The organism is Embleya australiensis (genome assembly GCF_051903075.1).
Taxonomy (GTDB): Bacteria; Actinomycetota; Actinomycetes; order Streptomycetales; family Streptomycetaceae; genus Embleya.
In genome coordinates this window covers 4,069,776-4,096,760 of the sequence record NZ_CP182422.1, presented here as the reverse complement: position 1 = coordinate 4,096,760, position 26,985 = coordinate 4,069,776, and the positions used below count along the sequence as shown (strand labels likewise).

At 70.4% G+C, this 26,985-nt stretch carries 20 protein-coding genes, 1 tRNA gene and 1 riboswitch; of the genes, 7 read left to right on the top strand and 14 right to left on the bottom strand.

The annotated features are described in order from the left end of the window. Window positions 1–49 precede the first annotated feature (49 nt). The 3 genes from ACMXN5_RS17675 to ACMXN5_RS17665 all read right to left on the bottom strand — a co-directional run bounded on the left by ACMXN5_RS17675 (window position 50) and on the right by ACMXN5_RS17665 (window position 3,353). Window positions 50–1,309 (bottom strand): MFS transporter, encoded by a 1,260-nt coding sequence (locus ACMXN5_RS17675; RefSeq protein WP_439676079.1) that lies wholly within the window; start codon window positions 1,307–1,309, stop codon window positions 50–52. Between the two features lie 280 nt (window positions 1,310–1,589). Next, window positions 1,590–2,735 carry a CapA family protein gene (locus ACMXN5_RS17670; RefSeq protein WP_380003499.1) on the bottom strand — a complete coding sequence of 382 codons (1,146 nt, stop codon included), beginning with the start codon at window positions 2,733–2,735 and terminating at the stop codon, window positions 1,590–1,592. 81 nt (window positions 2,736–2,816) lie between these two features. Continuing rightward, complete coding sequence (locus ACMXN5_RS17665; RefSeq protein WP_126636536.1) at window positions 2,817–3,353, bottom strand: hypothetical protein; 537 nt, start codon at window positions 3,351–3,353, stop codon at window positions 2,817–2,819. Between the two features lie 237 nt (window positions 3,354–3,590). On the opposite strand from ACMXN5_RS17665, the gene ACMXN5_RS17660 reads away from it, so the two are divergent. Then, window positions 3,591–4,268 carry a DedA family protein gene (locus ACMXN5_RS17660; RefSeq protein ID WP_439676078.1) on the top strand — a complete coding sequence of 226 codons (678 nt, stop codon included), beginning with the start codon at window positions 3,591–3,593 and terminating at the stop codon, window positions 4,266–4,268. 138 nt (window positions 4,269–4,406) lie between these two features. Here ACMXN5_RS17660 and ACMXN5_RS17655 read toward each other — a convergent pair whose 3' ends face one another. Then, the gene (locus tag ACMXN5_RS17655; protein ID WP_078976065.1) at window positions 4,407–5,633 is read right to left on the bottom strand and encodes an LLM class flavin-dependent oxidoreductase; all 1,227 of its coding nucleotides are present in this window, start codon (window positions 5,631–5,633) and stop codon (window positions 4,407–4,409) included. 238 nt (window positions 5,634–5,871) lie between these two features. After that, window positions 5,872–6,864, bottom strand: coding sequence for a PP2C family protein-serine/threonine phosphatase (locus tag ACMXN5_RS17650; RefSeq protein ID WP_395796823.1), 993 nt, complete (start codon window positions 6,862–6,864; stop codon window positions 5,872–5,874). A gap of 852 nt (window positions 6,865–7,716) precedes the next feature. On the opposite strand from ACMXN5_RS17650, the gene ACMXN5_RS17645 reads away from it, so the two are divergent. Both ACMXN5_RS17645 and dnaE read left to right on the top strand, forming a co-directional pair. Continuing rightward, window positions 7,717–8,058 (top strand): DUF2277 domain-containing protein, encoded by a 342-nt coding sequence (locus tag ACMXN5_RS17645; RefSeq protein WP_439676077.1) that lies wholly within the window; start codon window positions 7,717–7,719, stop codon window positions 8,056–8,058. A 208-nt stretch (window positions 8,059–8,266) separates the two neighbouring features. Then, entirely contained in the window at window positions 8,267–11,815 is a 3,549-nt protein-coding gene (gene dnaE, locus ACMXN5_RS17640) for a DNA polymerase III subunit alpha (RefSeq protein WP_439676076.1), read from the top strand. Between the two features lie 129 nt (window positions 11,816–11,944). Here the strand turns inward: dnaE and ACMXN5_RS17635 are convergent, their stop codons facing one another. Beyond that, a complete protein-coding gene (locus tag ACMXN5_RS17635; protein WP_439676075.1) occupies window positions 11,945–12,352 on the bottom strand; it encodes a winged helix-turn-helix transcriptional regulator in 408 nt (135 codons plus the stop codon). 205 nt (window positions 12,353–12,557) lie between these two features. Here ACMXN5_RS17635 and ACMXN5_RS17630 point away from each other — a divergent pair, with 205 nt between their 5' ends. Further along, window positions 12,558–13,418 (top strand): NAD(P)H-binding protein, encoded by an 861-nt coding sequence (locus tag ACMXN5_RS17630; RefSeq protein ID WP_439676074.1) that lies wholly within the window; start codon window positions 12,558–12,560, stop codon window positions 13,416–13,418. 97 nt (window positions 13,419–13,515) lie between these two features. On the opposite strand, the gene ACMXN5_RS17625 is transcribed toward ACMXN5_RS17630, so the two are convergent. From ACMXN5_RS17625 to ACMXN5_RS17605, 5 genes are all read right to left on the bottom strand, one after another. Continuing rightward, a complete protein-coding gene (locus ACMXN5_RS17625; protein WP_439676073.1) occupies window positions 13,516–14,742 on the bottom strand; it encodes a macrolide family glycosyltransferase in 1,227 nt (408 codons plus the stop codon). 770 nt (window positions 14,743–15,512) lie between these two features. Beyond that, window positions 15,513–15,585 (bottom strand) — tRNA-Lys (locus tag ACMXN5_RS17620). Window positions 15,586–15,876: 291 nt separating this feature from the next. Then, entirely contained in the window at window positions 15,877–16,746 is an 870-nt protein-coding gene (locus tag ACMXN5_RS17615) for a DUF72 domain-containing protein (protein WP_439676072.1), read from the bottom strand. Between the two features lie 205 nt (window positions 16,747–16,951). Continuing rightward, window positions 16,952–18,046: a C40 family peptidase gene (locus ACMXN5_RS17610; protein WP_439676071.1), complete on the bottom strand. Its 1,095-nt coding sequence runs from the start codon at window positions 18,044–18,046 to the stop codon at window positions 16,952–16,954. Between the two features lie 8 nt (window positions 18,047–18,054). Continuing rightward, window positions 18,055–18,192, bottom strand: a riboswitch (cyclic di-AMP (ydaO/yuaA leader). 494 nt (window positions 18,193–18,686) lie between these two features. Next, window positions 18,687–19,151: a winged helix-turn-helix transcriptional regulator gene (locus ACMXN5_RS17605; RefSeq protein WP_439676070.1), complete on the bottom strand. Its 465-nt coding sequence runs from the start codon at window positions 19,149–19,151 to the stop codon at window positions 18,687–18,689. Between the two features lie 205 nt (window positions 19,152–19,356). Between ACMXN5_RS17605 and ACMXN5_RS17600 the strand changes: the two genes are divergently transcribed. Then, window positions 19,357–20,715 (top strand): MFS transporter, encoded by a 1,359-nt coding sequence (locus ACMXN5_RS17600; protein ID WP_439678030.1) that lies wholly within the window; start codon window positions 19,357–19,359, stop codon window positions 20,713–20,715. 67 nt (window positions 20,716–20,782) lie between these two features. Here the strand turns inward: ACMXN5_RS17600 and ACMXN5_RS17595 are convergent, their stop codons facing one another. Next, entirely contained in the window at window positions 20,783–22,465 is a 1,683-nt protein-coding gene (locus tag ACMXN5_RS17595; RefSeq protein ID WP_439676069.1) for an MFS transporter, read from the bottom strand. 245 nt (window positions 22,466–22,710) lie between these two features. Here ACMXN5_RS17595 and ACMXN5_RS17590 point away from each other — a divergent pair, with 245 nt between their 5' ends. Then, a complete protein-coding gene (locus ACMXN5_RS17590) occupies window positions 22,711–23,202 on the top strand; it encodes a MarR family winged helix-turn-helix transcriptional regulator (RefSeq protein ID WP_439676068.1) in 492 nt (163 codons plus the stop codon). Between the two features lie 57 nt (window positions 23,203–23,259). On the opposite strand, the gene ACMXN5_RS17585 is transcribed toward ACMXN5_RS17590, so the two are convergent. After that, window positions 23,260–24,654, bottom strand: coding sequence for an MFS transporter (locus tag ACMXN5_RS17585; RefSeq protein WP_439676067.1), 1,395 nt, complete (start codon window positions 24,652–24,654; stop codon window positions 23,260–23,262). 156 nt (window positions 24,655–24,810) lie between these two features. Here ACMXN5_RS17585 and ACMXN5_RS17580 point away from each other — a divergent pair, with 156 nt between their 5' ends. Further along, window positions 24,811–25,359: a CGNR zinc finger domain-containing protein gene (locus tag ACMXN5_RS17580; RefSeq protein WP_439676066.1), complete on the top strand. Its 549-nt coding sequence runs from the start codon at window positions 24,811–24,813 to the stop codon at window positions 25,357–25,359. A 91-nt stretch (window positions 25,360–25,450) separates the two neighbouring features. Here the strand turns inward: ACMXN5_RS17580 and ACMXN5_RS17575 are convergent, their stop codons facing one another. Beyond that, window positions 25,451–26,947: an MFS transporter gene (locus ACMXN5_RS17575; RefSeq protein ID WP_439676065.1), complete on the bottom strand. Its 1,497-nt coding sequence runs from the start codon at window positions 26,945–26,947 to the stop codon at window positions 25,451–25,453. Between the last annotated feature and the right edge of the window lie 38 nt (window positions 26,948–26,985).

Below are 26,985 nucleotides of genomic sequence, written 5' to 3'. Positions count from 1 at the left end.
GGCACTTGCCTCTAGGCCAGGACGATCGACACCCCGGAGGAGGCCGGCGTCACCCGACCCGCGCGGGCCTTCGGCTTCGGCCCCCCGTCCCTGCGCCGAAGGCCGTCGCTGCGGCGGTCAGGAGGAGGGGGAGGGCGGTCAGGGGGAAGAGCAGAGGCAGGGGAACGTGGGCGATGAGCGCGCCCGTGGCCGCCGCGCCGGCCGAGGTGCCGGCGTTGAGGGTGGTGTTGACCCAGGCGCCGACCCTGGTGCGGGTGTTCGGGGTCGCGGCGGCGTCGGCGAGCAGGTAGGCCGTGGTGATCGCCGGGGCCACGAACAGGCCGGTGAGCATGGCGGCCGCGGCCAGGACGTACAGGTTCGGGGACAGGCCCGCGGCGGCCAGGGACGCACCCAACCCGAGGGCAAGGAGCGGCAGTCGGTGGTCGGCCGACACCCGCCAGGACACCGCGCCGTGCGCCAGCCCCCCGACCGCGCTGCCCACGGACAGGGCGGCCAGGATCCACGCCACCGCCGCCGACCGACCCCGCTCGTCGGCGAACGCGACCGCGAGCAGGTCGATCCCGCCCAGGGCCACCCCGACCCCGCCGGCCACCACGACCGCCCGCCACAACCCCGTACCACCCGACGCCGACCCGCTCTCGGCCGCCGCCCCCGCCCCGGCCTCGTCGCCGGCCTCCCCCGCCCGCCGCACCGCCGGCGAGCCCACCAGCGCCATCGTCCCGACCACGATCAAGGACGCGGCCAGCACCACCCCGGCCGCCGCCGGTGCCCACCCCACGAGCAAGCCCACCAGCAGCGGCCCGGAGGCGAACACGATCTCCTCGGCCACCCCATCCAGGCTGTACGCCCGCTGCAACAACTCGCGATCCGGAGCCAGTTCGCTCCACACCGCGCGCATCACCGGCCCCACCGGCGGCGTACAGGCCCCGGCCGCCGCCACCGCGAGGCCCACCCACACCCCCGAGGCCCCGGGCCGCCACGTGGCCACCGCGATCCCGACCAACAACACCGCGTACAGCGCGACCATCGGCGGCAACGCCCGCCGCGCCCCGTACCGATCGACCAACCCGGCCCGCATCGGCGACAACAACACACTCGTCGCCCCGAACAACGCCATCACGGTGCCGGCCACCGCATACGACCCGGTCCCGGATTTCACCGCGAGCAACAACGACAACGGGATCGTCCCGTACGACAACCGCCCGAGCATCGCGGCCCCGAACGCCCGCCGGGCATGGGGTATCCGCAACACGGCGGCATAGGAAGGAGCCGACCCGGAACGCGCGTCGGCGGAAGGCATGGCTGCCATGGGGGGAATTCCTCCGAAAAGGTCGGCACGGCCCGGCCGCACCGACGCATCTGCGTGGACGCCGAATCAGCCGCGCAACCCCGTCGACGGGGGCGCGGCCGGTGCGGGGCCCTACGCACACAGGAGGAACATGGCAACCAACCTAGCAATCCGAACCGACCGCCGACACCGGAAATCCGACGACCACGGGCGCGTCCCGGCACGAGGAAGCCCGGGAGGGCGCCGGACGAACCCGGGCACTTCCGGGTCGGCGGAGGCGCGCCGAGTCGTCCCCGACGCGCTACTTCTTCGGCGTCGCCGTCAGCCCCGTGCACGGTCGCAGGGTGTCCCGGCGGTCCAGGATGCGCTTCGCCTCGGCGCCGGTCGCCGGCATCGGCACGCCGCGGTTGTCGATCGAGGCCGGAGTGAACTTCTCCCCGACGACCTTCCCGTCCTTGATGGTCAGCGTCGCGACGCCGGTGTCGTTCGAGTTCGGGTACGGAGAGGTGCCGTACCAGAGGAAGTTGCCGTAGCCGTAGCCCACATACGTGCTGCCCATCCAGCCCGCGCCCTGCATCACATGCGCGTGCGTGCCCAGGACGGCCGCCGCCCCCGCGTCGGCGAGCTTGCGGGTCAGTCCGGTTTGGTCCGTGCTCGGGCACTTGTCGCCCTCGATGCCCCAGTGCATGTACACGATCACCACATCGGCCTGGGCCTTCGCGTCCTTCACCGCCCGCACCAGCCGATCGGCCTGGAGCGCGCTGGCGATGCCGGGCTTGCCCGCCCCGGCCCGGTAGAGCTGGTTCGTGATGTCCTGCACCTGGCTCGCGGCCACGAACGCGACCTTGACGCCCTTCACGTTCTTGATGAACGGGCGATACGCCTGATCGGCGTCCTTGCCGATGCCGACCACGCCGATCGGCGGGTTCTGCACCGCGGCGATCGAGTCGTCCAGGCCGACCTTGCCGTAGTCCACCGCGTGGTTGTTGGCCATGCTGACCACGTCCACGCCGACCGTCTTCAGCTCCGTCAACGCCTTCGCCGGGGCCCGGAAGTGGTACGTCTTGTTCTCCGGCGTACCGCGCTCGGTGATCGCCGACTCCAGGTTGACCATCGCCAGATCCGCGTCCGCGAGGGTGCGACCGATCGGGCCGAGCGCCCCCTCCGCGCCCGCGTTCAGGCGCGGCACGGTGCGCTCGAAGAAGTGCACGTCGCCCGCGAGCGCGACGGTGATCTCCGTACCCGGCGCGGCCTGCGCGGGCGGCGGCGCCGACGCGCCGCCCGGGGCTGCCGAGGACCCCGCCGGATCGGGCACCGCGGCGTTCTCCACCTTCTTCGAGGAGTCCCCGGAGTCGCCCGAATCGGACATCAACCCGCACGAGGCGAGACCGGCGATCAGCAGCGGAGCGAGGCCGAGCGCGACGGTCCGGCGGCGGGGTATATGCACGCGGACAAGGTAGCCCAGCAACGTACGCGCCCGTACGCGCGCCGGAGCGTGACGAGAATTACCCCCTCCGCGTGTGACGCATCAGCCGTTCAGCGCCTCGTAGACTCGGTCGCACAGCTCCGGGTGCATGTCGAAGTAGCCCTCCTCGTCCACCTCGAACGCCCCGGTCCGGAAGCTCTCGGTGACCGTGCGAAGCATCAACGGGATGGACGCGTACACCATCGGCTCGTCCGCGCCCTGGACGAAACTGGCCACCTGCACGTCCGTCCCGTCCCAGATCGCCGCGTAGAAGTCGGCGGCCGGCGACACAAGCAGCGGCAACCACCGCACACCCTCCGGCTGGTCCATCTCGACCTCCTCGCGGAACTCCAGCGCTTCGGCCAGGCTGACCAGGACGTAGCCCGGTATGAACGACGCCTCGTCCACCAACTGGTCCGGCTCCTCACGGGTACCGTCGGCCCAGCCGAACCAGGAGACCAGTTCGGCGGGCACCCCGGCGCCCATCCGGGTGTGCACCGCCTCGGCCGGCAGACCGGGCTCCAGGAGGGCCACCACGGGGCGACCGAGACCGACCAGCTCCGCCCGCACGGCGTCCAGACCTTCGTGAACGGCGTCCATGCCACGTCCCTTGTTTTGTTCGGCTGTGTGTTATTCCGCTGCCGGATCGTTCGGCCGCGTCGATGTCGGGCCGGGCCGGGCCGAACCGAGGGGATCAAGGGTGACAGACGTTCGAGCGATCGGCGCACCATGCCTTGATTCCGCACGCGCGGGGTAGCCGCCGAAGAGAGCGGCCCACCGAACAGACATCCGAGCGGGTCGGGAAACGGCACCGAACACACCGGCGAGGGAGCGAGCGTGGACGCGTGGTTCGACCCGATCATGGACTTCGCGGGCTCTCCCTGGGCCTACCTGATCGTCTTCCTCGCCGCGCTCCTGGACGCGATGTTGCCGATCCTGCCGAGCGAGAGCGCGCTGATCGCGTGCGGCGTGTTCGCCACCGCCGGGGGGTTCTCGCCCAACCTCTTCCTGCTCATCGCGGCCGGCGCGCTGGGCGCCTTCCTCGGCGACAACATCACCTACGCGATCGGCCGCTGGGCCGAGCCGTTCGCGAACAAACACATGCTCAACGGCGAGCGCGGACAACGGGCCCGAAAGCGGGCGGAACGGTGGCTGGCCGAACGCGGCGGCGTGATGATCGTGGTCGGCCGCTACATCCCCGGCGGGCGCACGGCGGTCGCGCTGGTCGCCGGGATGGTGGAGTACCCGGTCGCGCGGTTCCGGGCGTTCACCGCGATCGCGGCGCTGGCCTGGGCGACGTACGGCGTACTGCTCGGCTTCTGGGGCGGGAGCGCGTTCAAGGACAACCCGCTGATGGGCATCGCGGCGGGGCTGGCCACCGCGGCGGGGATCACCGTCCTGATCGAGGTCGTCCGGCGCATCGTCACCGCCCGCAACCGGCGCCGCCGCAAGGCCGCCGGCACGCGGCCGGGCGGCGGCGACACGCGCGAGGGCGCCGAGTCCTCGGTGTCGTAGGCGCCCCGGAACCCGCCCGCACCTCGCGGGCGAGACCGGCGGCCGAAACGCACGAGGCCACCGGGACGCCCCGATGGCCTCGTGCTCGTGCTCGTATGCGTGAGTCGTACTCGTACTCGTGCGACCGATCGCCCTCGGCTACGCCGTGGGGTACGGGAGCGGCAGCACCGCGCTCGTCGGCAGCACCTCGACCTTGAGGTCGGGGTCCGGGCCCGCGCCCTGGAAACGGCCGAACTTCGGCACCGCGTTGCGGCGGTACTTGGTGGTCGAGTGCTCCGGGTCCTTGTCGAACTCCGGGATGACCTGGTTGCCGAAGAGCTCGATCATCTCGAGGTTCTCCTCGTGCGTCATGCCGTCGTTGATACCGAAGACGAGCTGGTCGCAGCCCACCTCCTGGTACGCCTTGACCTGCTCGCACACCTCGTCCGGGGTGCCGACCAGCATGTAGCCGCCCTCGATCAGCTGGTCGAGCAGTTCGTCGCCGCCCATCGAGAGGTCGAAGGTGGGCGACGGCCAGGTGATCGCGTCCGCCGACTTCGGCATGGTGTCGTGGTACAGGTTCACCAGGGTGACCAGGTAGCCGCGGCCCTTGCTGAGCGCGATCTCGCGGGCGCGCTTGCGGTCGGACAGACAGATGACGGCGTTCGTCATCATCACGTTGTTGTTCTGGTAGTCGCCGACGATCTCGACCGGGTTCTCGGCGGCTTCCTTGTATGCCTCGATCCGGCCCTTGAGGTTGTAGACCGGTTCGAAGTTGAACGCGATCGCGCCGATGCCCATCGAGCCGGCCTTGCCGAAGGTGGCCGGGTTGCCGCAGGCCACCCAGATCGGCGGGTGCGACTCGCCGTACGGCTTCGGGTGGATGTCGTGCGGGGTCGGCACGGTGAAGTGGTCGCCCTCGAACGTGTAGTCGGTCTGCGCCCACATCCGCGGGATCTCGCGAACGACCTCGTCCCACTCGGTCTTCGTCGAGTTCTTGTCCATGATGTTGAACGAGGCCATCTCGTGGCTGCCCGCGCCGCGGCCGGTACCCCACTCGAAGCGGCCCTCGGTGATGTGGTCCATCATCGCGGCGCGCTCGGCGTAGCGGACCGGGTGCTCCTTGCGCGGCGACAGGCTGTTGATGCCGGTCGCCAGGTGGATCCGCTCGGTCTTCGCGGCGACGTAGCCGATGACGACCTCGGGGGCCGACATGTGGCTGTACTCGACCAGACCGTGGTGCTCGCCGAACCAGGCGTACTTCCAGTTGTGCTTGTCGGCCTTGATGGCCAATTCCATCTCGCGCATGAGCACCAGGTGCTCGCTCGCGCGATCGTGAGCGGCCGGACCGGGGGTGTACCCGTTCAGGAAGATGCCGAACTCCACGTGGAGCCTCCCAAATCGCCTGGTTCAACCGGCGCTGCGTACGCCTGTATGAGGTCTGCGTACGGGACAGTATGCGAGCGTCGGCCCGAACTTTGTTTACACGTGGCTAACGTCACGTCAGATGCCAGGCGCCGCCCGGGACATCGAGCTGACGCATAGTCAGATCCTCTCGCGACAAAGGCCGAAGTTCCAGCAAACGCGGGCTTTGTGGCCCTCGACACCCCCGGGCGCGGGGAGTTCAGCGCACGGTCGTACGGGCCAGCAGCAGCGTCACGTCGTCCCGGTGACCGGTCAGATCGGCGAGTCCGAACAGGCGCTCCGCCGTCGCCTCCAGGTCCAGGCCGCGGCTGCGCTCGAAGCGGTGCGCCAGGCGTTCCATGCCGCGGTCCAGGGACAGCTGCGGGCCCTCGACCAGGCCGTCGGTGACCAGGACCAGCGTCGCGCCGGGGGACACGGTCAGGGTCGTACACGGATACGCCTGGTCCGCGAGCATACCCAGGGGCAGACCGCCCTCGACGTCCTCGATCCGCGGCGTCCCGGCCGGGTCGGCGAGCAGCAGCGGCGGGTGCGCGGCGCGGGCGACCCGGAGCCGGCCGGTCGCCGGGTCCAGGTAGGCCAGCGTGCAGGTGGCGTGGGCCGGGCCGGGGAAACGGTCCAGGAAGTCGTTCACCAGGGCGAGGGCCCGGCCGGGGTCGGGGGTGACCACCGCGTAGGCGTGCAGCAGGGTCCGGATCCTGGCCATGATCGGCGCCGTGCCCGCGCCGTGGCCCTGGACGTCGCCGACCACGAGCGCGACCTGGCCGTCGTCGAGGGTGAACACGTCGTACCAGTCGCCGCCCACGCCGAACTCGTCCTGCGCGGGCCGATGCCGCACGGCCAGGTCCAGGCCGCCGACCGGTTCCGGATGGGACGGCGACACCCCCGCGCGAAACGCCTCGGCGAAGTCGCGGTACGGCGGCGGCGCGACCGGCTCGGCGCCGAGCGCGCGGCTGAGCCGGCCCGCCACGTCCGGCGGCATCCCACCGGCGGCCGACGCGGCGGCGGCATCCGCGTACCAGTCGGTGCGGATCGCCATGAGCGTATGCGCCTCCTCCTGCCAGGCGTCCGTACTGACGGTGAGGCTGCCGTCCTCCTGCTGATAAACCCGCCAGGCGGTCGCGGGGTCGTACCGGTGATCCCGCGTCCCCGACGAAACCACCAACCGCCCGGCCCCCGAAGCACCGCCGACCACGACCACTCCTCCCAGCCCACACCACCACAAACCCCAACGCCCCAACAGCCCGAAGGCAACGCCCATTACGCCATCGCGGGGTCGCGGGGTCGCGGGGTCGCGGGGTCGCGGGGTCGCGGGGTCGCGGGGTCGCGGGGTCGCGGGGTCGCGGGGTCGCGGGGTCGCGGGGTCGCGGGGTCGCGGGGTCGCGGGGTCGCGGGGTCGCGGGGTCGCGGGGTCGCGGGGTCGCGGGGTCGCGGGGTCGCGGGGTCGCGGGGTCGCGGGGTCGCGGGGTCGCGGGGTCGCGGGGTCGCGGGGTCGCGGGGTCGCGGGGTCGCGGGGTCGCGGGGTCGCGGGGTCGCGGGGTCGCGGGGTCGCGGGGTCGCGGGGTCGCGGGGTCGCGGGGTCGCGGGGTCGCGGGGTCGCGGGGTCGCGGGGTCGCGGGGGAACGACACCTGACAGCCCAAGTCACGGCCTGAGCAAGCCCAATTCAGCCCGTCCGGCGTTTGAGGACAAGGCGGGCCGCAGGCCGGCGCGGAAGCATCAGGCGCCCACAAAGCGACACCATCGGCCCGAGCAGGCCCATTCAGCCCGTCCGGCGCTTGAGGACAGGCAGGCCGCAGGCCGGCACGGGAGCATCGGGCGCCCAGAGCGGACACCGTCGACCCGACCAACCCAGCCCGTCCGGCGCTTGAGGACAAGGCGGGCCGCAGGCCGGCACGGGGCGCACCAGGCGCCCACAGCCGACGCCGTCGACCCGACCAACCCAGCCCGTCCGGCGCTTGAGGACAAGCAGGTAGGCCAGGGACGACACCCGCCCGCCCCCACCGCCGCCCAGGCCACATGTCGGCCACCCCGCCTAGCCTGAAAGGCATGTGCAGAAACATCACGACGCTCCGCGGACTCGACCCCGCCGCCACCGACGTCGAGATCGAAGCCGCCGCCCGTCAATACGTCCGCAAAGTGAGCGGCGTCCAGACCACGTCACCCCGCACAGAGGAGGCCGTGGAGCGCGCCGTCGCCACCATCACCGAAGCCACCAAGGCCCTACTCGCCGAACTCCCCGAACGCCGCCAACCCCCGCCAACCCTGCCCCCACTCCGCCGCCGCGCAGCCGCTGCCCAAGCCACCGAAGCCACCACCCGGACGCCCGCCCACGACCACGATCACACCCACGACCACCCCCACGATCACGCCCCCACCAAAACGGCCTAACTCACCCCAAACCCCACACCAAACCCACCCCAACCGCCCCACAAACCCCGCCGCAGCCCACTCCGGGCCCACCCGGATACGGCCAGGAAACGACTCGGAAAAGCCTTCGCCGAGGCACCGCGGACATCGGCCTCGGACACCCGTTTGCCGCCCCCGGCCGCGTTATGGTGGATGGTCCCCGCCGCCCCTCCGAGGAGCCTCACACACCGTGTCTGACTCGTTCGTTCACCTGCATGTCCACACCGAATACTCGATGCTGGACGGAGCGGCGAAGAACGACAAGCTGTTCGCCGAGGTGGCCCGCCAGGGCATGCCGGCGGTGGCCATGAGCGACCACGGCAACATGTTCGGCGCCTACGAGTTCCAAGGCACGTCCAAAAAACACGGCGTCAAACCGATCATCGGCATCGAGGCGTACGTCGCCCCCAGCACCCGCCACGCCCGCCGCCCCGAGTTCTGGGCCCCCGGCGGCAAACGCGCACCGAGCGAGGACGGCGAGGGCGGCAAGGACGTCTCCGGCGGCGGCCGCTATACCCACATGACGATGTGGGCGGAGAACCCCCAGGGCCTGCGCAACCTGTTCCGGCTCTCCAGCCTGGCGTCCATCGAGGGCTACTACATGAAGCCCCGAATGGACCGCGAGCTGATCGCCCAGCACCACGAGGGCATCATCGCCACCACCGGCTGCCCGTCCGGCGAGGTGCAGACCCGTCTGCGCCTGGGTCAGTACGACGAGGCGATCAAGGCGGCCTCGACCTACCAGGACATCTTCGGCAAGGAGAACTACTTCCTCGAACTGATGGACCACGGCCTCGACATCGAGCGCACCGTCCGTCAGGACCTGCTGCGGATCGCCAAGGAGCTGAACATCCCGCTCCTGGCCACCAACGACTCGCACTACGTCACCGAGGACCAGGCCGACGCGCACGACTCGCTCCTGTGCGTGGGCGTGGGCAAGAACAAGGCCGACCCCAACCGGTTCAAGTTCGCCGGCACCGGCTACTACATCAAGACCTCCGACGAGATGCGCCGGCTGTTCGCCGAGATGCCCGAGTCGTGCGACAACACCCTAGCGATCGCCGAGCGCATCCAGCCCTACGACGAGGTCTTCGCCGAGGTCAACCGGATGCCGCAGTTCGACGTCCCGGAGGGCGAGACCCAGGCGAGCTACCTGCGCAAGAAGATCGCCACGGGCCTGAAGCACCGGTTCGGCGACAACCCGAGCCAGGAGGTGCTGGACCGGATCGAGTTGGAGATGGGCGTGATCACGCCCATGGGCTTCGACTCCTACTTCCTCGTGGTCGCCGACATCTGCCAGTACGCCCGGGACAACGGCATCCCGGTCGGCCCCGGCCGAGGCTCCGCGGCCGGTTCGATGGTGGCCTACCTGACCGGCATCACCGGCCTGAACCCGCTCGACTACGACCTGCTGTTCGAGCGCTTCCTCAACCCCGAGCGGATCAACCCGCCGGACGTCGACATCGACTTCGACGACCGCCAGCGCGACCAGATGGTGCGCTACGTCACCGAGAAGTACGGGTCCGCGTACACCGCGCAGGTCAACACCTTCGGCACGATCAAGGCCAAGGCCGCGATCAAGGACTCCAGCCGGATCCTCGGCTTCCCGTTCGCCACCGGCGACCGCATCACCAAGGCCTACCCGCCGGACATCATGGGCAAGTCGATGCCCCTGGCCGGCATGTTCGACAAGGACCACCCGCGGTACACCGAGGCCGGCGAGATCCGCGCGCTCTACGAGTCCGACCCCGAAGTGAAGATGGTGATCGACACCGCGCGCGGTATCGAGGGCCTGACCCGGGGCACCGGTGTGCACGCCGCGGCCGTCATCCTCTCCTCCACGCCGTTGATCGACCTGATCCCGCTGCACCGGCGGGACAAGGACGGCGTGATCATCACCGGCTTCGACTACCCGTCGTGCGAGGCCATGGGCCTGGTCAAGATGGACTTCCTGGGTCTGCGGAACCTGGGCATCATCGACCACGCCATCAAGATCATCAAGGCCAACCGGGGCATCGACGTCGACATCGAGAAGATCCCGCTCGACGACCCGGTCACCTTCGAACTGCTCTCCCGCGGCGACACGCTGGGCGTGTTCCAGCTCGATGGCGGTCCCATGCGGGCGCTGCTCAAGCTGATGAAGCCGACCGAGTTCGAGGACATCTCCGCGGTCTCCGCGCTGTACCGCCCCGGCCCGATGGGCATGAACTCGCACATCAACTACGCGCTCCGCAAGAACGGCCAGCAGGAAATCACGCCGATCCACCCGGAGTTGAAGGAGCCGCTCCAGGAAGTCCTGGGCCCCACCTACGGTCTGATCGTGTATCAGGAGCAGGTACAGCGCGCCGCGCAGGTGCTGGCCGGTTACAGCCTCGGCCAAGCAGACCTGCTCCGCCGCGCGATGGGCAAGAAGAAGAAGGAAGTCCTGGAGAAGGAGTTCATTCCCTTCCAGGCGGGTTGCCGCGAACGTGGTTACGGCGACGAGGCGATCCAGGCCGTATGGGACGTGTTGGTCCCGTTCGCCGGCTACGCGTTCAACAAATCGCACTCCGCCGCCTACGGCCTGGTGTCCTACCAAACGGCCTACCTCAAGGCGAACTTCCCCGCCGAGTTCATGGCCGCGCTGCTCACCTCGGTGGGCGACGACAAGGACAAGATGGGGATGTACCTGGCCGACGCCCGCTCGGCCGGCATCCGGGTGCTCTCCCCCGACGTCAACGAGTCGGTGGCCGACTTCACCGCCGTCGGGTCCGACGTACGGTTCGGCCTGCGGGCGATTCGCAACGTGGGCGACAACGTCATCAACGACATCGTCGAAGCCCGCACGAGCAAGGGCAAGTTCAACTCCTTCGCCGACTTCCTGACCAAGATCGGCCTGCCCGCCTGCAACAAGCGCGCGGTCGAATCCCTGGTCAAGGCCGGGGCGTTCGACGCGCTCGGGCACACCCGCCGGGCCCTGGTCGACGTGCACGAGCAGGCGCTCGACGCGGTGGTCGGGCTGAAGAAGCAGGAGGCCGCAGGCCAGTACGACCTGTTCGGCGGCGGCGACGAGGCGGCCGACGAACCGGCCGTCGGGCTCGACTTCACGCTCACCGACCAGGAGTGGCCGCGCAAGCTCAAGTTGGCCACCGAGCGCGAGATGCTCGGGCTGTACGTCTCCGCCCACCCGCTCGACGGCGCCGAGCACATCCTGTCCCGACACCGCGACACCTCGATCGCCGAGCTGAAGAACTCCGGCCGGACCGAGGGCAACGTGCAACTCGCCGGGCTGATCACCGGCATCCAGCGCAAGGTGAACAAGAGCGGCTCGCCCTGGGCGATGATCAACCTCGCCGACCACGACGGCGAGATCGAGGTGCTGTTTTTCCCGCAGTCGTACACCCTCGTCGCACACGCCTTGGAGGAGGACGTCGCGGTCAGCATCAAGGGCCGGCTCAACGAACGCGACGGCGCGCTCAGCGTGTTCGGCTCGGAGTTGGTCCCGCTCGACATCGGTTCGGCCGAACACGGCGGCAAGGCGCCGGTGTGCCTGCGGCTGCCCACCACCAAGGTCAACGAGAAGCTGGTGAAGGACATCAAGCGGGTGTTGTCCTCGCATCCCGGCGACAACCCGGTGCACCTGATCCTGGAGAGCGCGCGCATGCGCACCCGCTACAACCTGGACTTCCGGGTCAACCCCGAAGGGGGCCTGGCGGGCGAGATCAAGTCGATGCTCGGCGCGGGCGTCTGGAGCATCTGAGCCGGCCGGGCCGGACCGACCGAGGGGTCGGGACCACGGGATTCACTCCTGTGGTCCCGACCCCTCGGTCGTAGTCGACGCCGGCAATCGCAGTGGACGCCGGTGCCCGCCCGGCGCGGACCGGACGGCTCAGCCGTGGGCCCGGTCGTACTCCTCGCGGGCGAGCAGCACCCGGGACATGTGACCCTCCAGGTGCTCGATCAGGTCGAGCAGCTTGGCCGCCGTCGCACTGCCCATGTCGGTCAGCGTGTACTCGACCCGGGGCGGGATCGTGCTGTGCACCTCGCGGAGCACAAAACCGTCCCGCTCCAGCGCCTGCAACGTCTGCGCGAGCATCTTCTCGCTGACCCCGTCCACCCGGCGACGCAGCGCGTTGAAGCGCATCGGGCCGTCGTACAGCCCGCCCAGGACCAGCACGCCCCAGCGGCCGGTGATGTGCTCCATGGCCGTGCGCGAGCCGCATTCCTTCGCGAAGACGTCGAACTCGAACTCCGGGGTCGGGTCCGGACCGGTCCTGGTCTCGGTCTCGGCTTCCATCGCTACCCCCTTCGTCGACTGCGGCTGCGACTGCACCTGTCGAGGCTACCTCCGAACCAGTGCTTTCAAAAGTGATGCACTCTCCGCATGCAGGCACTCACCAGAAAGCTGCGCCTTCTCATAGGTTGCGCTTTCTAAAAGTTAGTGCCATCGTTTGGATAGCGGCCGGGCGACGGGTTCGGTACGCGGGAGAGAGGAACGCCTCATGATCGTCGTCACCGCAGCCACCGGGCAGTTCGGCCGCCTCGTCATCGACGCCCTGCTCGACCGGGGCACGCCCGCCTCGGAGATCGTCGCGGCGGTGCGCACGCCGGCCAAGGCCGCCGACATCGCCGCCCGAGGGGTCGAGGTGCGCGAGGCCGACTACACCAAGCCCGAGACGCTGGTACCGGCCTTCACCGGCGCGGACAAGCTGCTGTTCGTGTCCTCCACCGGCCCCGAGTCGGACCGGATCGCGCAGCACGCCGCCGTGGTCGCCGCCGCCACCGAGGCCCGGGTCGGCCAGCTGCTCTACACGTCGGTCTACTCCGCGAGCGACAGCCCCCTCGGCCTGTCCCGGGTACACCGCGACACCGAGGCGCGCATCGCCGCCTCCGGCCTGCCCAGCGTGCTGCTGCGCAACGGCTGGTACACCGAGAACTACACCGGCTCGCTCGCCGGCGCCGTCGAGCGCGGCGCGGTCGCGGGCTCGGCCGGCGAGGGTCGGATAGCCTCCGCCGCGCGCGTCGACTTCGCCGAGGCCGCCGCGATCGTGCTGCTCGCCGACGACCAGGCCGGGAAGGTGTACGAGCTGACCGGCGACACCAACTGGAGCCTGGCCGAGCTGGCCGCCGAGGCGGCGCGGCAGAGCGGCAAGGAGGTCGCGTACGCGAACCTGCCGGCCGAGAAGTACAGCGAGATCCTCACCGGTGTCGGCCTCCCGGCGTTCCTGGTCGAACTGCTTGTCGACGCCGACCTGCGGGTCTCCGAGGGCGCGCTCGCGGGCATCACCGGCGACCTGTCCGGCCTCCTCGGCCGCCCGACCACCCCGCTCGCGGACACGGTCGCGGCCGCGCTGAAGGGCTGAGCGGCGACCCGTTCGGGCCCTTTCCACACGAAGAGGCGCCTCGGGCCCGGCTTCGAGCCGGGTTCGGGGCGCCTCGTCGTGCGGCCGGTGTACCGGATCAGCCCAGCTCGGCCTCGATCAGGTCGGCGGCGCGCCCGGTGCCGCCCTCGGCCCGGGCCCGCTCCCGCAGTTCGGCCGAGCGGGCGGCCACGGCCGGGGCGGTGGTCAGCGCGAGGAGGGCGCCGCGCAGGGCCTCGGGTGTGGCGTCCGCGGTGTCCAGTCGACGGGCCACGCCGAGTTCGACGAGGCGATCCGCGTTCGCGAACTGATCGGCGGCCTGCGGCACGGCGATCATCGGCACCCCGGTCATCAGCCCCTCGCCGCACCCGCCCATCCCGGCGTGGGTGACGAATGCGTCGGCCTGTTCGAGGATGGCCAACTGCGGTACCCACGAGTGCAGTTCGACGTTGCCCGGCAACTCGCCTAGATCGGCCGGATCGACGTACCGACCGATCTGCAACACCACGTGCCACCCCGGCAGATCGCCGAACGCGGCAAGGCAGCTCCGATAGAACTCCGGCTGCCGGGTGAAGGCCGAACCCAGCGAAATCAGCAACACCCGCTCCGCGTCGGCGGGGCGAGTCCAATCCCCCTGATCCGCACGGCGACCCAGGCACGGCCCGACGAAGTCGACCACGTCGGTGTCAACGCGGTCGGCGAACGGTTGCATGGCCCGCGACACGGTGGCCACGACCCGTCGCGGCCGGCCGCCGAAGTGGTCCACATCGGTGGTGGTCGCCCCGCAGCCGGCGAGCCAGTCGGCGAATCGGGCCCAGTAGGCATCCGCCCCCGGCAACGCCTTCATCCCGGGCAACACCTCGTCCTCGTAGCCCTTCCAGGCCACATACGTCGGCGACAACTGCACGATCGGCCGCCCCTGAACCTCGGCAAGCGCCCGCGCCGCATAGGCGCCGATGTCGTACAGGTACAGGTCGGCGGGGTCACCGTCGTACGCCGCGCGCAACTGCGGCAACGCCTGGATCGCATCGTCCAGGAAAACCCCCATGGCCCCGATCGCATCATCGGGCCACCCATTGTCCGCAACCGGCAAAGTAGACCGATAAGCCACGAACTCGACCCCGGTCGGCGCAATCAGATCGGCAACGACCGGATCGTTGGCATAGGTCACCCGATGCCCCCGGTCCACCAACTCCCGCAAAACCTCAAGGCTCGGCAACACGTGACTGACAGCAGGTATGCCAATCATCGCAATATGAGCGGTGTGCACGGCATGACCAAAACGACGAGGCATGAGCACTCTCTCTTCGATTGCACGGCGAAACAACACGGCAGCCCAACAGCCCGAACGGCGGCGCAAACCAACCGCGCACGCACGCCCGCTGCGGGCGAATCAGGGGCGAAGCCCCGCCCGTGTCAGCCGTACATCTGAAAGAGGTGCATGCCACCCACCGTACCCGCCGCCGCCGTCACGGCCGATCACGGGCGAACTCACTCGCCATGTGCCGTGCCATGGGGCCCAGGCCATCGTTGGGGAAGGCGTATGCGCCTCCCCAAACGAGGTGCCATCACCAGCCCCCGTGAACAGCGACAGAGGAGATCCGCATGGAGCTCGCCGGGGTGTGCCCGCACCTCGGGATGCGGTGGATGCAAGGACCGCGCCGGGCGGCGTTCAACCACCTCGGCCAAGCGGAGCGCGCGCTCGACCAGGCGACCGGCGGCCCGGAAGTCTTCGGGTCCTACCACCACGCCGCGCTCGCCTTCCACACCGGCCACGCCTGGACGCACACCACGCCACCCTGCGCACCCCGACTCGCACCCCACACCGGCAACACCCGAGCCCGAGCCCTGCTCGCGCGCCGCTTCCAACCGAGGTCCTCGGCCCGTCGACTCGCACCGGACGCGGGAGTCGCGGAGTTCGCGACGAGTTGGTCTTCCGGAGCAAGCGGAGCCACGTCCTTTGTAGCCCCGGCACGAGGCCGTGGCGACGGGTCGCAGGATGGCCGGCGGTGCACTCGGGATGTGCTCGCGGCCTGATGGTACTCCGCAGAGCGGAGCCATCGACCGTCCTGAGCAGCCGGGAAGGGCTCAGCGGGGTGGGCCGTCAGGGGATCGAACCCTGAACCCGCGGATTAAAAGTCCGCTGCTCTGCCAATTGAGCTAACGGCCCCGTCGGGCGTCCGGCGGTGATCCGCGTTTTGCCCACCGGCAGAGTACCGGTATCGGATCGAACATGCTGCGAGTATCCCCGGACACGCCGTGACCTGCGGGGATGTGGGCTCGTACGGGCGGGAGCGTGGGGCGCCGCGAAACGGTCGGAGTGTGCAAAATGGACGCACATGGCTGCCGGCCACCCTCTCGTCGGGCCTCGGTGATTACCATATCGTTACCGTCCGTGGTCGGCCGGTCGATCGGCCGGGCCGGCCGGACTCGTCGCCGTTCGACGACACGGTCCGGGTCCCTACCCGTCGAGCAGGCCGCGCATTGTTTCGGCTGCCCGGGCGGCTGCGTCGGCACAACAATTGTTGAACAACACGTGTATCCGGTCGACGGTTTCGGCCAGCATGCGCACTCGGGGCACCCACTCGGCCAGTTCCGCGCTCGTATAGGTGTGGCGGAACCGTTCTTCCTTCGAGCCGCTTCCCCAGGCCCGGTTGCGGCCGTGGAAACGAACCACCGCCAGTTCGGACGTGGTGGCCACGGCAACCGGGGGGATGGACGTGGGCAGCGACTGCGCCGTGTCGACCGCCACCGCGGCGACACCGAGGCGTTCGAGGAGAGCCGTCGTCGCGGCGCGATGTTCGTCCTGCCACCAGAGCGGATGCCGGAACTCGACGGCGAGCGGCCACCCTTGGGCCCGCTCGACGCAGTCGCGAAGGAAGCGTGTGGCGGCCACACCAGGCGCCAAGGACGGCGGGAACTGAAAGAGCAACGTGCCGAGACGTCCTGCCTCGCGCAACGGCAGCAGCGCCCCGCTGAACCGTTGCCAGACCTCGTCCGACAAACGATCGTCGACAGCACCCGGGCGCACCCGTGGCGGCAGCAGGGACCGCAGCTCCGCCGGCAGCGAACCCGGCCTGGTGGGATGCCCGGTGAGCAGCGAGAACGCCTTGACGTCGAAGGTGAATCCGTCAGGCGTACGGTCCACCCACAGCAGACTGTTGCGGGTGCTGGGCAACGCGTAGTAGGTCGCGTCCACCTCGACCACCGGGAACTGCCGTGCGTAGTACCGAAGTCGGTGTTCCGCGTCCCGGCATTCGGCCGGATACCAACCACTGGAGACCAAGGCGGAGTCGGTCCACGAACAAGTGCCCACCGATATACGACCCATGGTCCACACGCCTACCCCGGTTCCCGGAACCTTCGCCAAGGCAAGGCAAGGCAGGGCAGGGCAGGGCAGGGCAGGGCAACCCGAGATCCCGCGTGCCCCGAAGCACCGGCGGCAACGACGACGGCGATCGGTCCGGGAGTTGGGTGCCGCGCTTCCCTGGACCGATCGCCGTGAACGCGCGCGTGCTCGCGCGCGGTCGTTCGGTCTAGCCCGGGCGGACGGCCGCGTAGAACGGCATGGAGTCCAGAGGGGCCTCGGTTACGTTCTTGCCGGGGCGGGGGGCGTGGATGATCTTGCCGTTGCCGATGTACATGCCCACGTGCGAGTTGTCCGAGAAGTAGAACACCAGGTCGCCCGGCTTGAGCGCGTCCTTGGAGATCCGCGGGCCGTCGTTGACCTGGGTCCACGTGGTGCGGCTGAGCGAGACGTTGGCCGCTCGCCACGAGGCCTGGGTCAGGCCCGAGCAGTCGTACGAGTCGGGGCCCACGCCTCGCGGCGCGTACGGCTTGCCGATCTGGGCGCGCGCGAACGCGATCGCGGCCGCCGCCCGGCCGGACACGGGGACGTCCTTGCCCGTCGTCGGCGGCGGGTCCGTCTTGTCGCGCGAGCTGCGGTCGGTCTCGGTGCGCGAACCGGCGTCGTTCTTGTGCTCGTTCGAGTCGAGGACTTCCTTCTGCTGCTGCGCGGTGAGCGTGTTCAGCAGGCGCTGCGCCTCGGTGAGCTTGTTCTGGATCTCGCCCTTGTGCCGGTTCAGCTCGGTGCGCAGCTTCTCCAGTTCCGCGAGCTGCGAGGAGGCCTCGGTGCGGTCCTGCTGGAGAACTCGGGCCTGCGCCGCGATCTGCTTCAGCTTCGCGGCCTGCTGGCCGTCGAGCTGGGACAACATCTGCGACTTCTGCAGGTAACCCTCGGGGTCGCCGCTGAGCGCGAGCGAGAGGGACGGCGGGAGGCCGCCGCTGCGGTACTGGTTGGCCGCCAGGACACCGATCTGGTCGCGCAGCGTGTTGAGCGCGGCCTGTTCCTCGGTGATCCGGGCCTGGGTCTGGTTCGCGGTGCCCTGCTGCTTGGTGATCTGCTCGTCGACGCCGTTGGCGGCTTCGGTGGCCTTGATCGCCTCGCTGTGCAGCTGGTTGACGCGGTCCTTGGTCTGCTGGAACGACTGCGCGGGGTCCGCGCTCGCGGTGCCGGCGAAGGTCATCACACCGGTCATCGTCGCGGCGGCCGTGACCACGGTCGCGGCGGTACGCATGGCGGTGCGGGGCTTGGGCTTGCGGTGCTGCCCGGATCGACGCTGGGACGCCACTGGCGGCGGTCTCCTTCCTCGGCCGCCTACCGGGTTAGCTGACGGGTTCGGGCGGAAGAAGGCGCCCTACGGTGCCGAAGCACCGATTCACCCCAGGGACTGCGAGGGTCCCCGGTTCCGGCTTCATGTCGCGGCGACCGTGGTTGCCCACCGTCACCGAAACCCGTCACCGAATTCGGCGGAGGCGAACGTGTCGACCGGGTGGCCGACGTGGAGCCGCTCGCCTATCGCAGAACGATAGTCACAGGCGTGTCACGACCCTCACTCCGAGTCTCTACATTACCAAATCTTTGCCAAGAGTTCCGTTTCACCGGTCGTCGTATCACAGGAAAAGCACTCGGAATCCCGAAAGTCGATCTTGGGCTGATTTGGCAACGATTGGCGGCAAGGATCCGCCGTCCGACCTCCACAAACGTCGTCGCATCCGCGAAATGGGCCGACCGCGGGGATACCACCTCCGAGGCTCCGCTGTTTCGCCCGGCTTGCCCGTCCTTTTCGAACCGGACATTCACCGGTCCGGCCGAGCCGAGGCGAATACGCGACATCGAGCGACACCGAACAGGTGTGGGCAGACCCCGAACCCGGATTCGAAAATCGCCCCCGGGCCGGCGCCGCGCCCACTACCCCGGCCTACCCCGGCCTACCCCGACACCGACCGCCCCGCCGCCACCGCCAGGTCGCCTTCCGCTCCCGCACGCGCGTCGTACTCCGCCCGCGCCTCGGCGATGCGTTCCTGATGTTCCTCGGTCCAGGTGACCAGCGAACGGATCGTCGTGTGCAGCGTGGTCCCCATCGGGGTGAGCGCGTAGTCCACCCGAGGCGGCACGACCGGATACACCGTGCGGCGCACCAGGCCGTCGCGTTCGAGCTGGCGCAGCGTCACGGTGAGCATGCGCTGGCTGATCCCGTCGATCTCCCGCCGCAACTCGGTGAAGCGCAACGTACGGCTCTCCAGGATCGCGATCACCAGAAGCGACCACTTGTCCGCGACCCGGTCGAGGATCTGCCGGACCTCGCACCCCTCGCGCACGTCCCACTGGAGGGCGTCGTAGTCCTCCTGGTTACTCGGGCAGGGGGTCGGTTCCTTCGAAGTGCCTTCTTCCATGGAAGTCGATGCTGCCGAAGGATGGGGTCGGTTACAAGAGGGAACCGGGTTCGTCCGAAGAACCGACCCCCGGCACCCCGATCCCACCGCGATCCCACCCACCCGCGTCCCGAGGGGCTGTCGCATGTCCACATCCACGTCCGCACCCGGCAGCGCCGCCGAATCCGCCCCCGAATCCACCCCCGGCGACGCCCCCGCCGGCCGAATGAGCCCCCGCGCCTGGGGCATGCTGCTCGTCCTCTGCGGCGCGATCTTCCTCGAGGGCATCGACATCGCGATGCTCAACGTCGCGCTGCCCACCATCCGCGAGGACCTGGGCATGTCCACTGGTGGCGTGAGCTGGGTGATGAGCGCGTACGTGCTCGCCTACGCCGGCTTCATGCTCCTCGGCGGCCGCACCGCCGATCTGCTCGGCCGGCGGCGGATGTTCCTCCTGTGGCTGACCGTCTTCCTGGTCTTCTCCGGCCTGGGCGGATTCGCCACCGAGGGCTGGATGCTGATCGTGGCCCGCTTCGTGACCGGCGCCTCGGCCGCCTTCATGACCCCCGCCGGGCTGTCCATCATCACCACCGGCTTCCCGGAGGGGCCGCAGCGCAACCGGGCACTGCTCTTCTACGCGGGCACCGCCGCGGGCGGCTTCTCGCTCGGCCTGGTGATCGGCGGACTGCTGACCGCGATCGATTGGCGGTTGGTGTTCTTCGTACCGGTCGCGCTCGCCGCGGTGATCCTGGCGGCGGCGTCGGCGCTGATCCCCCGGGACGAGCGGCCCGAGGCCGGCGGGGGCTTCGACCTCGTCGGCGCGATCAGCGTGACCGGCTCGATGTTGCTGCTGGTCTACGGCGTGGTCCGGCTCGAACACCCCGCCGACGGCCCGGGCCGGACGATCGTGGTCTTCGCGGGCGGGGTCGCCCTCCTGCTCGCCTTCGTGGCCATCGAACGACGCGCGGCGAATCCGCTGGTACGCCTCGGCATCCTGCGCTCGGGCGCGCTGGTCCGGGCGAACCTGGGCGCGATGTTGTTCGCCGGCTCGTTCTTCGGGTTCCAGTTCATCGCGGTCTTCTACCTCCAGGAGATCCGCGGCTGGTCGACCCTGGAGACCAGTTTCGCGCTGCTCGCGGTCGGGGCCGACGCGGTACTCGCGCCGACGCTGACACCGCGACTGGTGGAGCGCTTCGGGAACCTGCGGGTGATCCTCGGCGGGATGGTGGCGGCCGCCGCGGCGTACGCGCTGTTCCTGTCGATCGACGGCGACACCTCCTACATGGCGATGTTCCCGACGATGCTGCTGCTCGGTCTGGCCTTCGCGCTGGCGTACGGCCCGCTCACCATCGCCGCGACCGACGGCATCGACGAGGACGAACAGGGCCTGGCCGGCGGACTCCTGTACACCGCCTTCCAGTTCGGCGCGGCGCTGGGCCTGTCGACGGTCACCGCGGTCCTGGCCGGTGTGGGCGGCTCCGAGTTGAACGGCTTCCGCACGGCGCTGATCGTGCCGCTGGTCGGGGTGGCGCTGGGCGCGGCGGTGACCGCGTTCGGCCTGCGCGGGCGCCGGGCGGCGGCCTAGCCGAGTCGCCCCACAGCCGACGAAGCCGCTCGCCGACGGGCGAGCGGCTTCGTCGTCGCATCGGGACTCAGGCCCCGCTCGAGCCCGCCCCCGAACCGGTACCGGCCGCCACCGTCGCGGCGGAGCCCTGCGCCGGCACCCCACCCGACGTTCCCGGACCCGACGCCAGAACGGCCGTACTCCCGTGCGGCTTCGCCCGCCGCACGCCGATCGTCAGCACCGTGATCACGGCGGCCGCGAACATGCCCACCCCCGCGATCGTCATGCAGACGTGCATCGCGTCCACGAAGCTGTCGCCGATCGCGCCGAGCGCCCTGCCCGTGGGCTCGGGAGCCAGACCCAGGTGGCCGGCCGCCGACAACCCCTCGTCCGACACGGCCGCGCGCACGTGTTCGCGGTCGGCGTCGGCCAGCCCGGAGTCGGCCAGGTGGCCCGGCAGGCCCGCGCTGATCCGGCTGGTCAGGACCGCGCCCAGGACCGCCGGGCCGAGCGCACCGCCGAGCTGGCGCAGCGTGTTGTTGCCCGCGCTCGCCATGCCGGCCAGGTGGTGCGGGACGCTGCTCACCGCGATCGAGGTGATCGGCGTCATGACGAAGGCGAAGCCGATACCGATCACCATCAACGGGGCGATCAGCGTGGTGAATCCGGTGTCCTTGTCCAGCGTGTTCAGAGCCAGCATGCCGATCCCGGTGAGCACCAGGCCGCCGGTCAGCAGCAGGCCCGGGGCGATCCGCCCGACCAGCCGGCCGACCACCGGGCCGAACACCACGCCGAGACCGTTGACGAGCAGGAAGCGGTAGGCGATCTCGAGGGCGCTCAGGTGCTGGACGTTGCCGAAGAACAGGCTGAGCGAGAAGACGATCCCGACCAAGCCGAACATGGTCAGCATGGTCACCACGCCGGCGCCGCTGAAGGCCCGCGAGGAGAACAGGTCCAGCGACAACATCGGCGTCGCCGAACGGCGCTCGACCCACACGAACGCCACCAGGCCCAGCACCGCGAGCGCGAACGCGGCCAGGACCGGACCGTGCGTCCAGCCGCTGGTGCCGCCCTCGATCACGCCGTAGATCAGGCCGGAGATCGCCACGATCGCGGTGAGCTGACCGGGGACGTCGATCGCGCGGCCGTGCGCCGAGCGCGAGTCCTCCAGGAGCACCGCCGCGATCACCGCGCCGATCAGGCAGACCAGCACGGTCGGCGCGAAGATCCAGCGCCAGGAGGCGTGTTCCAGGATCGTCCCGCTCAACAGCGGGCCCAGGGACATGCCCAGGCCCAGGGACGCGGCCCACGCGGATATCGCCTTGGCCCGGGCCCGGAAGTCGGGGTAGGCGTGGCTGATCAGCGCCAGGCTGGAGGTGAGCAGCGCCGCGCCGCCCGCGCCGGAGAGGGCCTGGCCCACCCAGACCTGGGCCACGCTGTGCGCGGTCAGGTTGACGGCCGCGCCGACGGCGAGCAGGCCGAGCCCGGCCAGGAACGCCTTCTTGCGCCCGTACAGGTCGCCGATCAGGCCGAAGGTCAGGATCAGCGCCGCCATCGGCAGGATGAAGAAGTCGCTGATCCACTGGAGATCGCTCGTGGACGCGCCGAGCCCGCGCTGGATGGTCGGCAGGGACACCGCGACCCCGCCGATGGGCACGTACGAGGCGAAGACCCCGAGACAGGCGAGCACCACGGTGAGCGCCGGCCGGGCCACGGCCCCGGTCGGCGGCGGACTCGTTGCGGGCGGGGCGGACTGCGGGGTCGTGGACATGGTGAGACAGCCTTCCAAGTAATCGAAGGCTGTCAAGTTATCAGAAGCCTGCGAACTTGTATGCATACTTAAAACATGAGTGCCTCCTGCGAATATGCGGGTTGTCTGGGAACATGCACCTCACCTGCGAACATGGACGTCGACGTGGCCCGGCCCGGCGACGGACGTGCCCTACGGTGACCGGTGAGGCACCCACGGGGTGCGCACCCCGGCACCCCCGGCCGTACGAAGAAGGGAAACGTGTGATGCCCGCCCACCGGGAAGTCGCCGCCGCCGCGTGGAGCGAGCAGCTGCCCCATCTGCTCTGGCGCGCCCAGCAGTCGGTACAGCGACTGCTCAACGAGCGCCTGGAAGGCATCGGCGTCTCGATCAACCAACTGGGCCTGGCCGGTCGACTCGACGAGAACGGCGCGTTGTCCGCCGCCGACCTCGCCCGCGCGCACCACATCACCCCCCAGAGCGTGACCACCGCGATGCTGGCGCTGGAACGCGTCGGCTGGATCGTCCGCCGCCCCCACCCGGTACACAAGCGGGTGGTGCTCCTGGAGCTGACCGAACTCGGCAGCGCCGGCGTCGCCGAGGGCCGGCGCGTGGTCAAGGACGTCGACGGCATGATCAGCCGGACGATCGGCCCCGAGGCGGCCGAGGTGTTCGCCGACAACCTGCGCATGCTCAGCGCGATCATCGACGGCCCGGACGTCCCGGCGGGCCGAATGTGGCCGGAACCGCCGCACTGAGAAGCGGCCGGGCGACCCGGGCCGCCGCGTCCATCGCGGCTCACCCGGGGGCGCCGCCTAACGTGTCCTCGGCTCCTTCGTCGGCCCTTCCTGCAACCCGGTCTTCTCCGCCCCGGCCTCCTCCGCCCCCATCCCCTCCGCCCCGTGCACGCGGAACGCGGGAGCCAGGCGGGCGTCGGTGACCACCCGCAGGTACGGCGGGATCGTCGCGGCGGCGGCGACGGCGAAGGCCAGGAACGCCACCCGGATACCGAACCACTCGGCGAGCACGCCGATCAGGCCCGCGCCGACGGGGATCGCGCCCCATCCGAGCAGGCGGGCGGCGCCGCTGTAGCGGCCCATCATGTGCTCGGGGACCAGGTTCTGCGCGATCAACCGGGCGTTGACCGACCACAGCGTGCCGCCCAATCCGCCGACGAACGCCGCGCCGGCGATCGCCCACATCGCGGTGGTCACCGCCGGCACCGCCATCATCACGATCGTGGCGATCAGGTCGGCCAGCATCACCCGCCGGTGGCCCAGCAGCCGGTTCAGCCGGCCCACCAGCACCGCCCCGAGCAGTCCGCCGACGCCGAGCGCGCTCAGCACGACCCCGTACTCCCGGGCGGACATGTGCATCGTGTCGTGCGCGACCAGCGGCATCAGCGCCAGCCACGCGCCCCAACTCGCGAACAACACGGTGAGGATCAACGTCATCGTGCGCAGGAGGCGATGCCCCCAGAGGTAACGCAGCCCCTCGGCGATCTGCGCATTGACCGTGGCGGGCGCATCGGGCACATCCGACCCACCTTCGTCCCCGCCCGCCGCCCCCGCCCGCCCGACCACCCGAAACCGCCCGGTCAGCAAAAGCAGCAACAAACTCGCGGCAAGGTACGCCACCCAGGTCGCCCCCAACGCCAGACCGGTGCTCGCGGCCAGCAACAACCCGCCGACGAACGGCCCGGCGAACTCGTTCGCGGCCGTCTCCGCCCCGGTGATCAGCGCGTTGGCCCGCTCCCGATCCGCCCTCGGCACGATCACCGGGACCAGCGCCGCGGTCGAGGTGAGCGCGATCACCTCGGCCACGCCGAGCACGAGACCGCCGAGCCCCAGCACGACGATGCCGGCCTCACCCGCCGAAACGATCGCGAGCAACCCCCCGATCGCCACCAGCCGCAGCCCGCCGGCCAGCCACAACAATCGACGCCGGTCGACCCGATCCACCAGCACACCCACGTGCAACGCGACCAGCAACCACGGCAGCGACAGGGCCAGCGACACCAGCGTGACCAACGCCGGCGAATCGGTGGCCCGGGCGGCCAGCACCGGCAACACGATCTTGGTGATGCCGTCGGCCAGGTTGGTGACCACGGTGAAGGCCAACAGGACGGCGGTGTTCCGCGCCCGAGCACCGCCCTCGCGTGGTGCGGCGGACGCGACGGCCCGCTCGGTTCGCACGCCCCGCAAGGCCATCGCCCACCCCTAACCACCAAAGCCGTTTACCGGTTGACCCGACTCCCGTGGATCCTGGCATCGACCCGCGCGAAGCGTCAACCGGCAAAAGCGATAGCCGGTTAGTCGCAGTAGGATGGGACCTGCGGCCGAATCGACCCGAAGACGGAGGCGCCGATGCCCGAGGCACCCGCCGCGGCCCTGCTCGTCCAGGCGTTCGTCAACACGGTCGACGTCGAACTCGGCACCGACGACGTGGACACCCCCGCCCGACTCGGCGCATGGCTGGCCGAGCAGGGGCTGCTCGATCCCGACGTGCCGATCGGCCCCCCCGAGTACGCCGCCGCGCTCGCACTGCGGGCCGGCCTGCGCGAACGGCTGGGCGTACCCGTCGGGGACGCACCCGACCCGGACCTGCTCCGGCGCGCCGACGAGGTGACCCGCGCATTGCCCCTGGTCGTCGAACTGGGCCACGACGAGCACCCCGCCATCCTCGTGCCGAGCCCCGAACTCCCGCCCGTACAGCGGGCGTTGGCCAAACTGGCCATCGCCTGGAGCACCCTGGTCGGCAGCGGCGAGGCGACCCGCCTCAAGCGCTGCCCGGAGCACGGCTGCCACTGGGTCTTCTGGGACGTCTCCAAGAACCGCAGCCGACGCTGGTGCTCGATGCGCCTATGCGGAAACCGCACCAAGGCCCGCCGCTACGCGGCCAGACACGCCGAGTAAAACCACCCGCAACACCGAACAAAGCGGCGGCGGGACCCATCGGGCCCCGCCGCCGCTCACCACACTCACCCGAAGCCTCACACCGGAGACCTCACACCAGCGCCTCCACCTCGGCCACCGGTTCCCCCGCCTCCGCAGCCTCACCCACCGCACCCGAGCCCGCTCGCCGCCCCGGCAGCAGCTGCACCAGCGCCGCGACCACCGCGCAGAAGGCCGTCAGCAGCCACAGCCCGTTCACGAACGCGTCCCCGAAGGTGCCCGCCGTCGGCGCGTCACCCAGCGTGTCGTAGAAGACGATGCCCACGAGGGCCACCCCCAGCGCCCCGCCCACCTGCTGCGCCGTGGACAGCAGGCCCGCCGCCGAACCGGCATGCCGCGCCCCGATCCCGGCCAGCACCGTCGCCGCCATCGGGCCCATCACCAGCCCCATCCCGAACCCGGTCAGCGCGAGCCCCGGGATCAGCCACAACGTCTCGTGCGTGTTCGACACCGTCTCCACGAGCGCCACCTGCCCCGCGCCCTGCACCAGCGCGCCGAGCGCCAGCACCTGCCGACCCAGCCCCGCGGCGATCCGCCCCGAGACCGCCGAGGACAGGAAGTACCCGACCCCGAGCGCGATGAACAGCAGCCCCGAGTCCAGCGCCGACATCCCGTGGCCCAGCTGCAGGTACAGCGCCAGGATCAGGAAGAACGCCGCGTTCACCAGGCCGTACACCAGCGCCGTCGTGATGCCCACCGAGAACGGCCGCTCCCGGAACAACACCGGATCCACCAGCGGCGCGCCGGCGTTCCCGGCGAGCCGGCGCTGGTACAGCGTGAACGCGCCGAGCAGCAGCGGGGCGACGCCGAGCGACAACCAGGTCCACAGCGGCCAGCCCTGCTCCCGGCCCTGGACCAGCGGCAACACCACGGCGACCAGGCCGAGCGTGACCAGTACGGTGCCCACCGGGTCGAGCCGGGTGCCACCCCCGCCGCGCGTCTCCGGAATCACCCTCGGCACCAGCACCAGCGCGACCAGTCCGACCGGGACGTTGATCCAGTAGATGCTGCGCCAGTCGAGCCCGAACACATCGGCCTGGATCAGCGCGCCCCCGATCAGCTGACCGAACACCCCCGCGAAGCCCATCGCCAGCCCGTACGCGGTGAACGCCTTGACCCGCTGCTCGCCCACATAGAGCACATTGACGATGCCCAGCACCTGCGGCATCAGCAGCGCCGCCGCCGCGCCCTGTACCACCCGGGCCGCGATCAGCGTCTCCGCGTTCCCGGCCAGCCCGCAGCCGGCCGACGCGACGGTGAACAGGGCCAGGCCGATCGCGAACATCCGCCGTCTGCCGTAGATGTCGCCCAGTCGACCGGCGGTGATCAGCCCGGCGGCGACCGCGAGGCCGAAGCCCGCGACCACCCATTGGATCGCGGCCGGGGTGGCATGCAGGTCCTCCTGCGTGGCCGGGATCGCGACGTTGACGATGAAGAAGTCCAGCGTGGTGATGAAGATCCCGGCGAGCAGGACCAGCAGCGCGCCCCACGACTGCCGGGGCGTCGATGTCGCGGCGTCGGGAACGATGGCCGTCGTGGTGGCGGACATGGGTGATTCCTTCCGAAGACGAGAACGTGAAGAAAGAA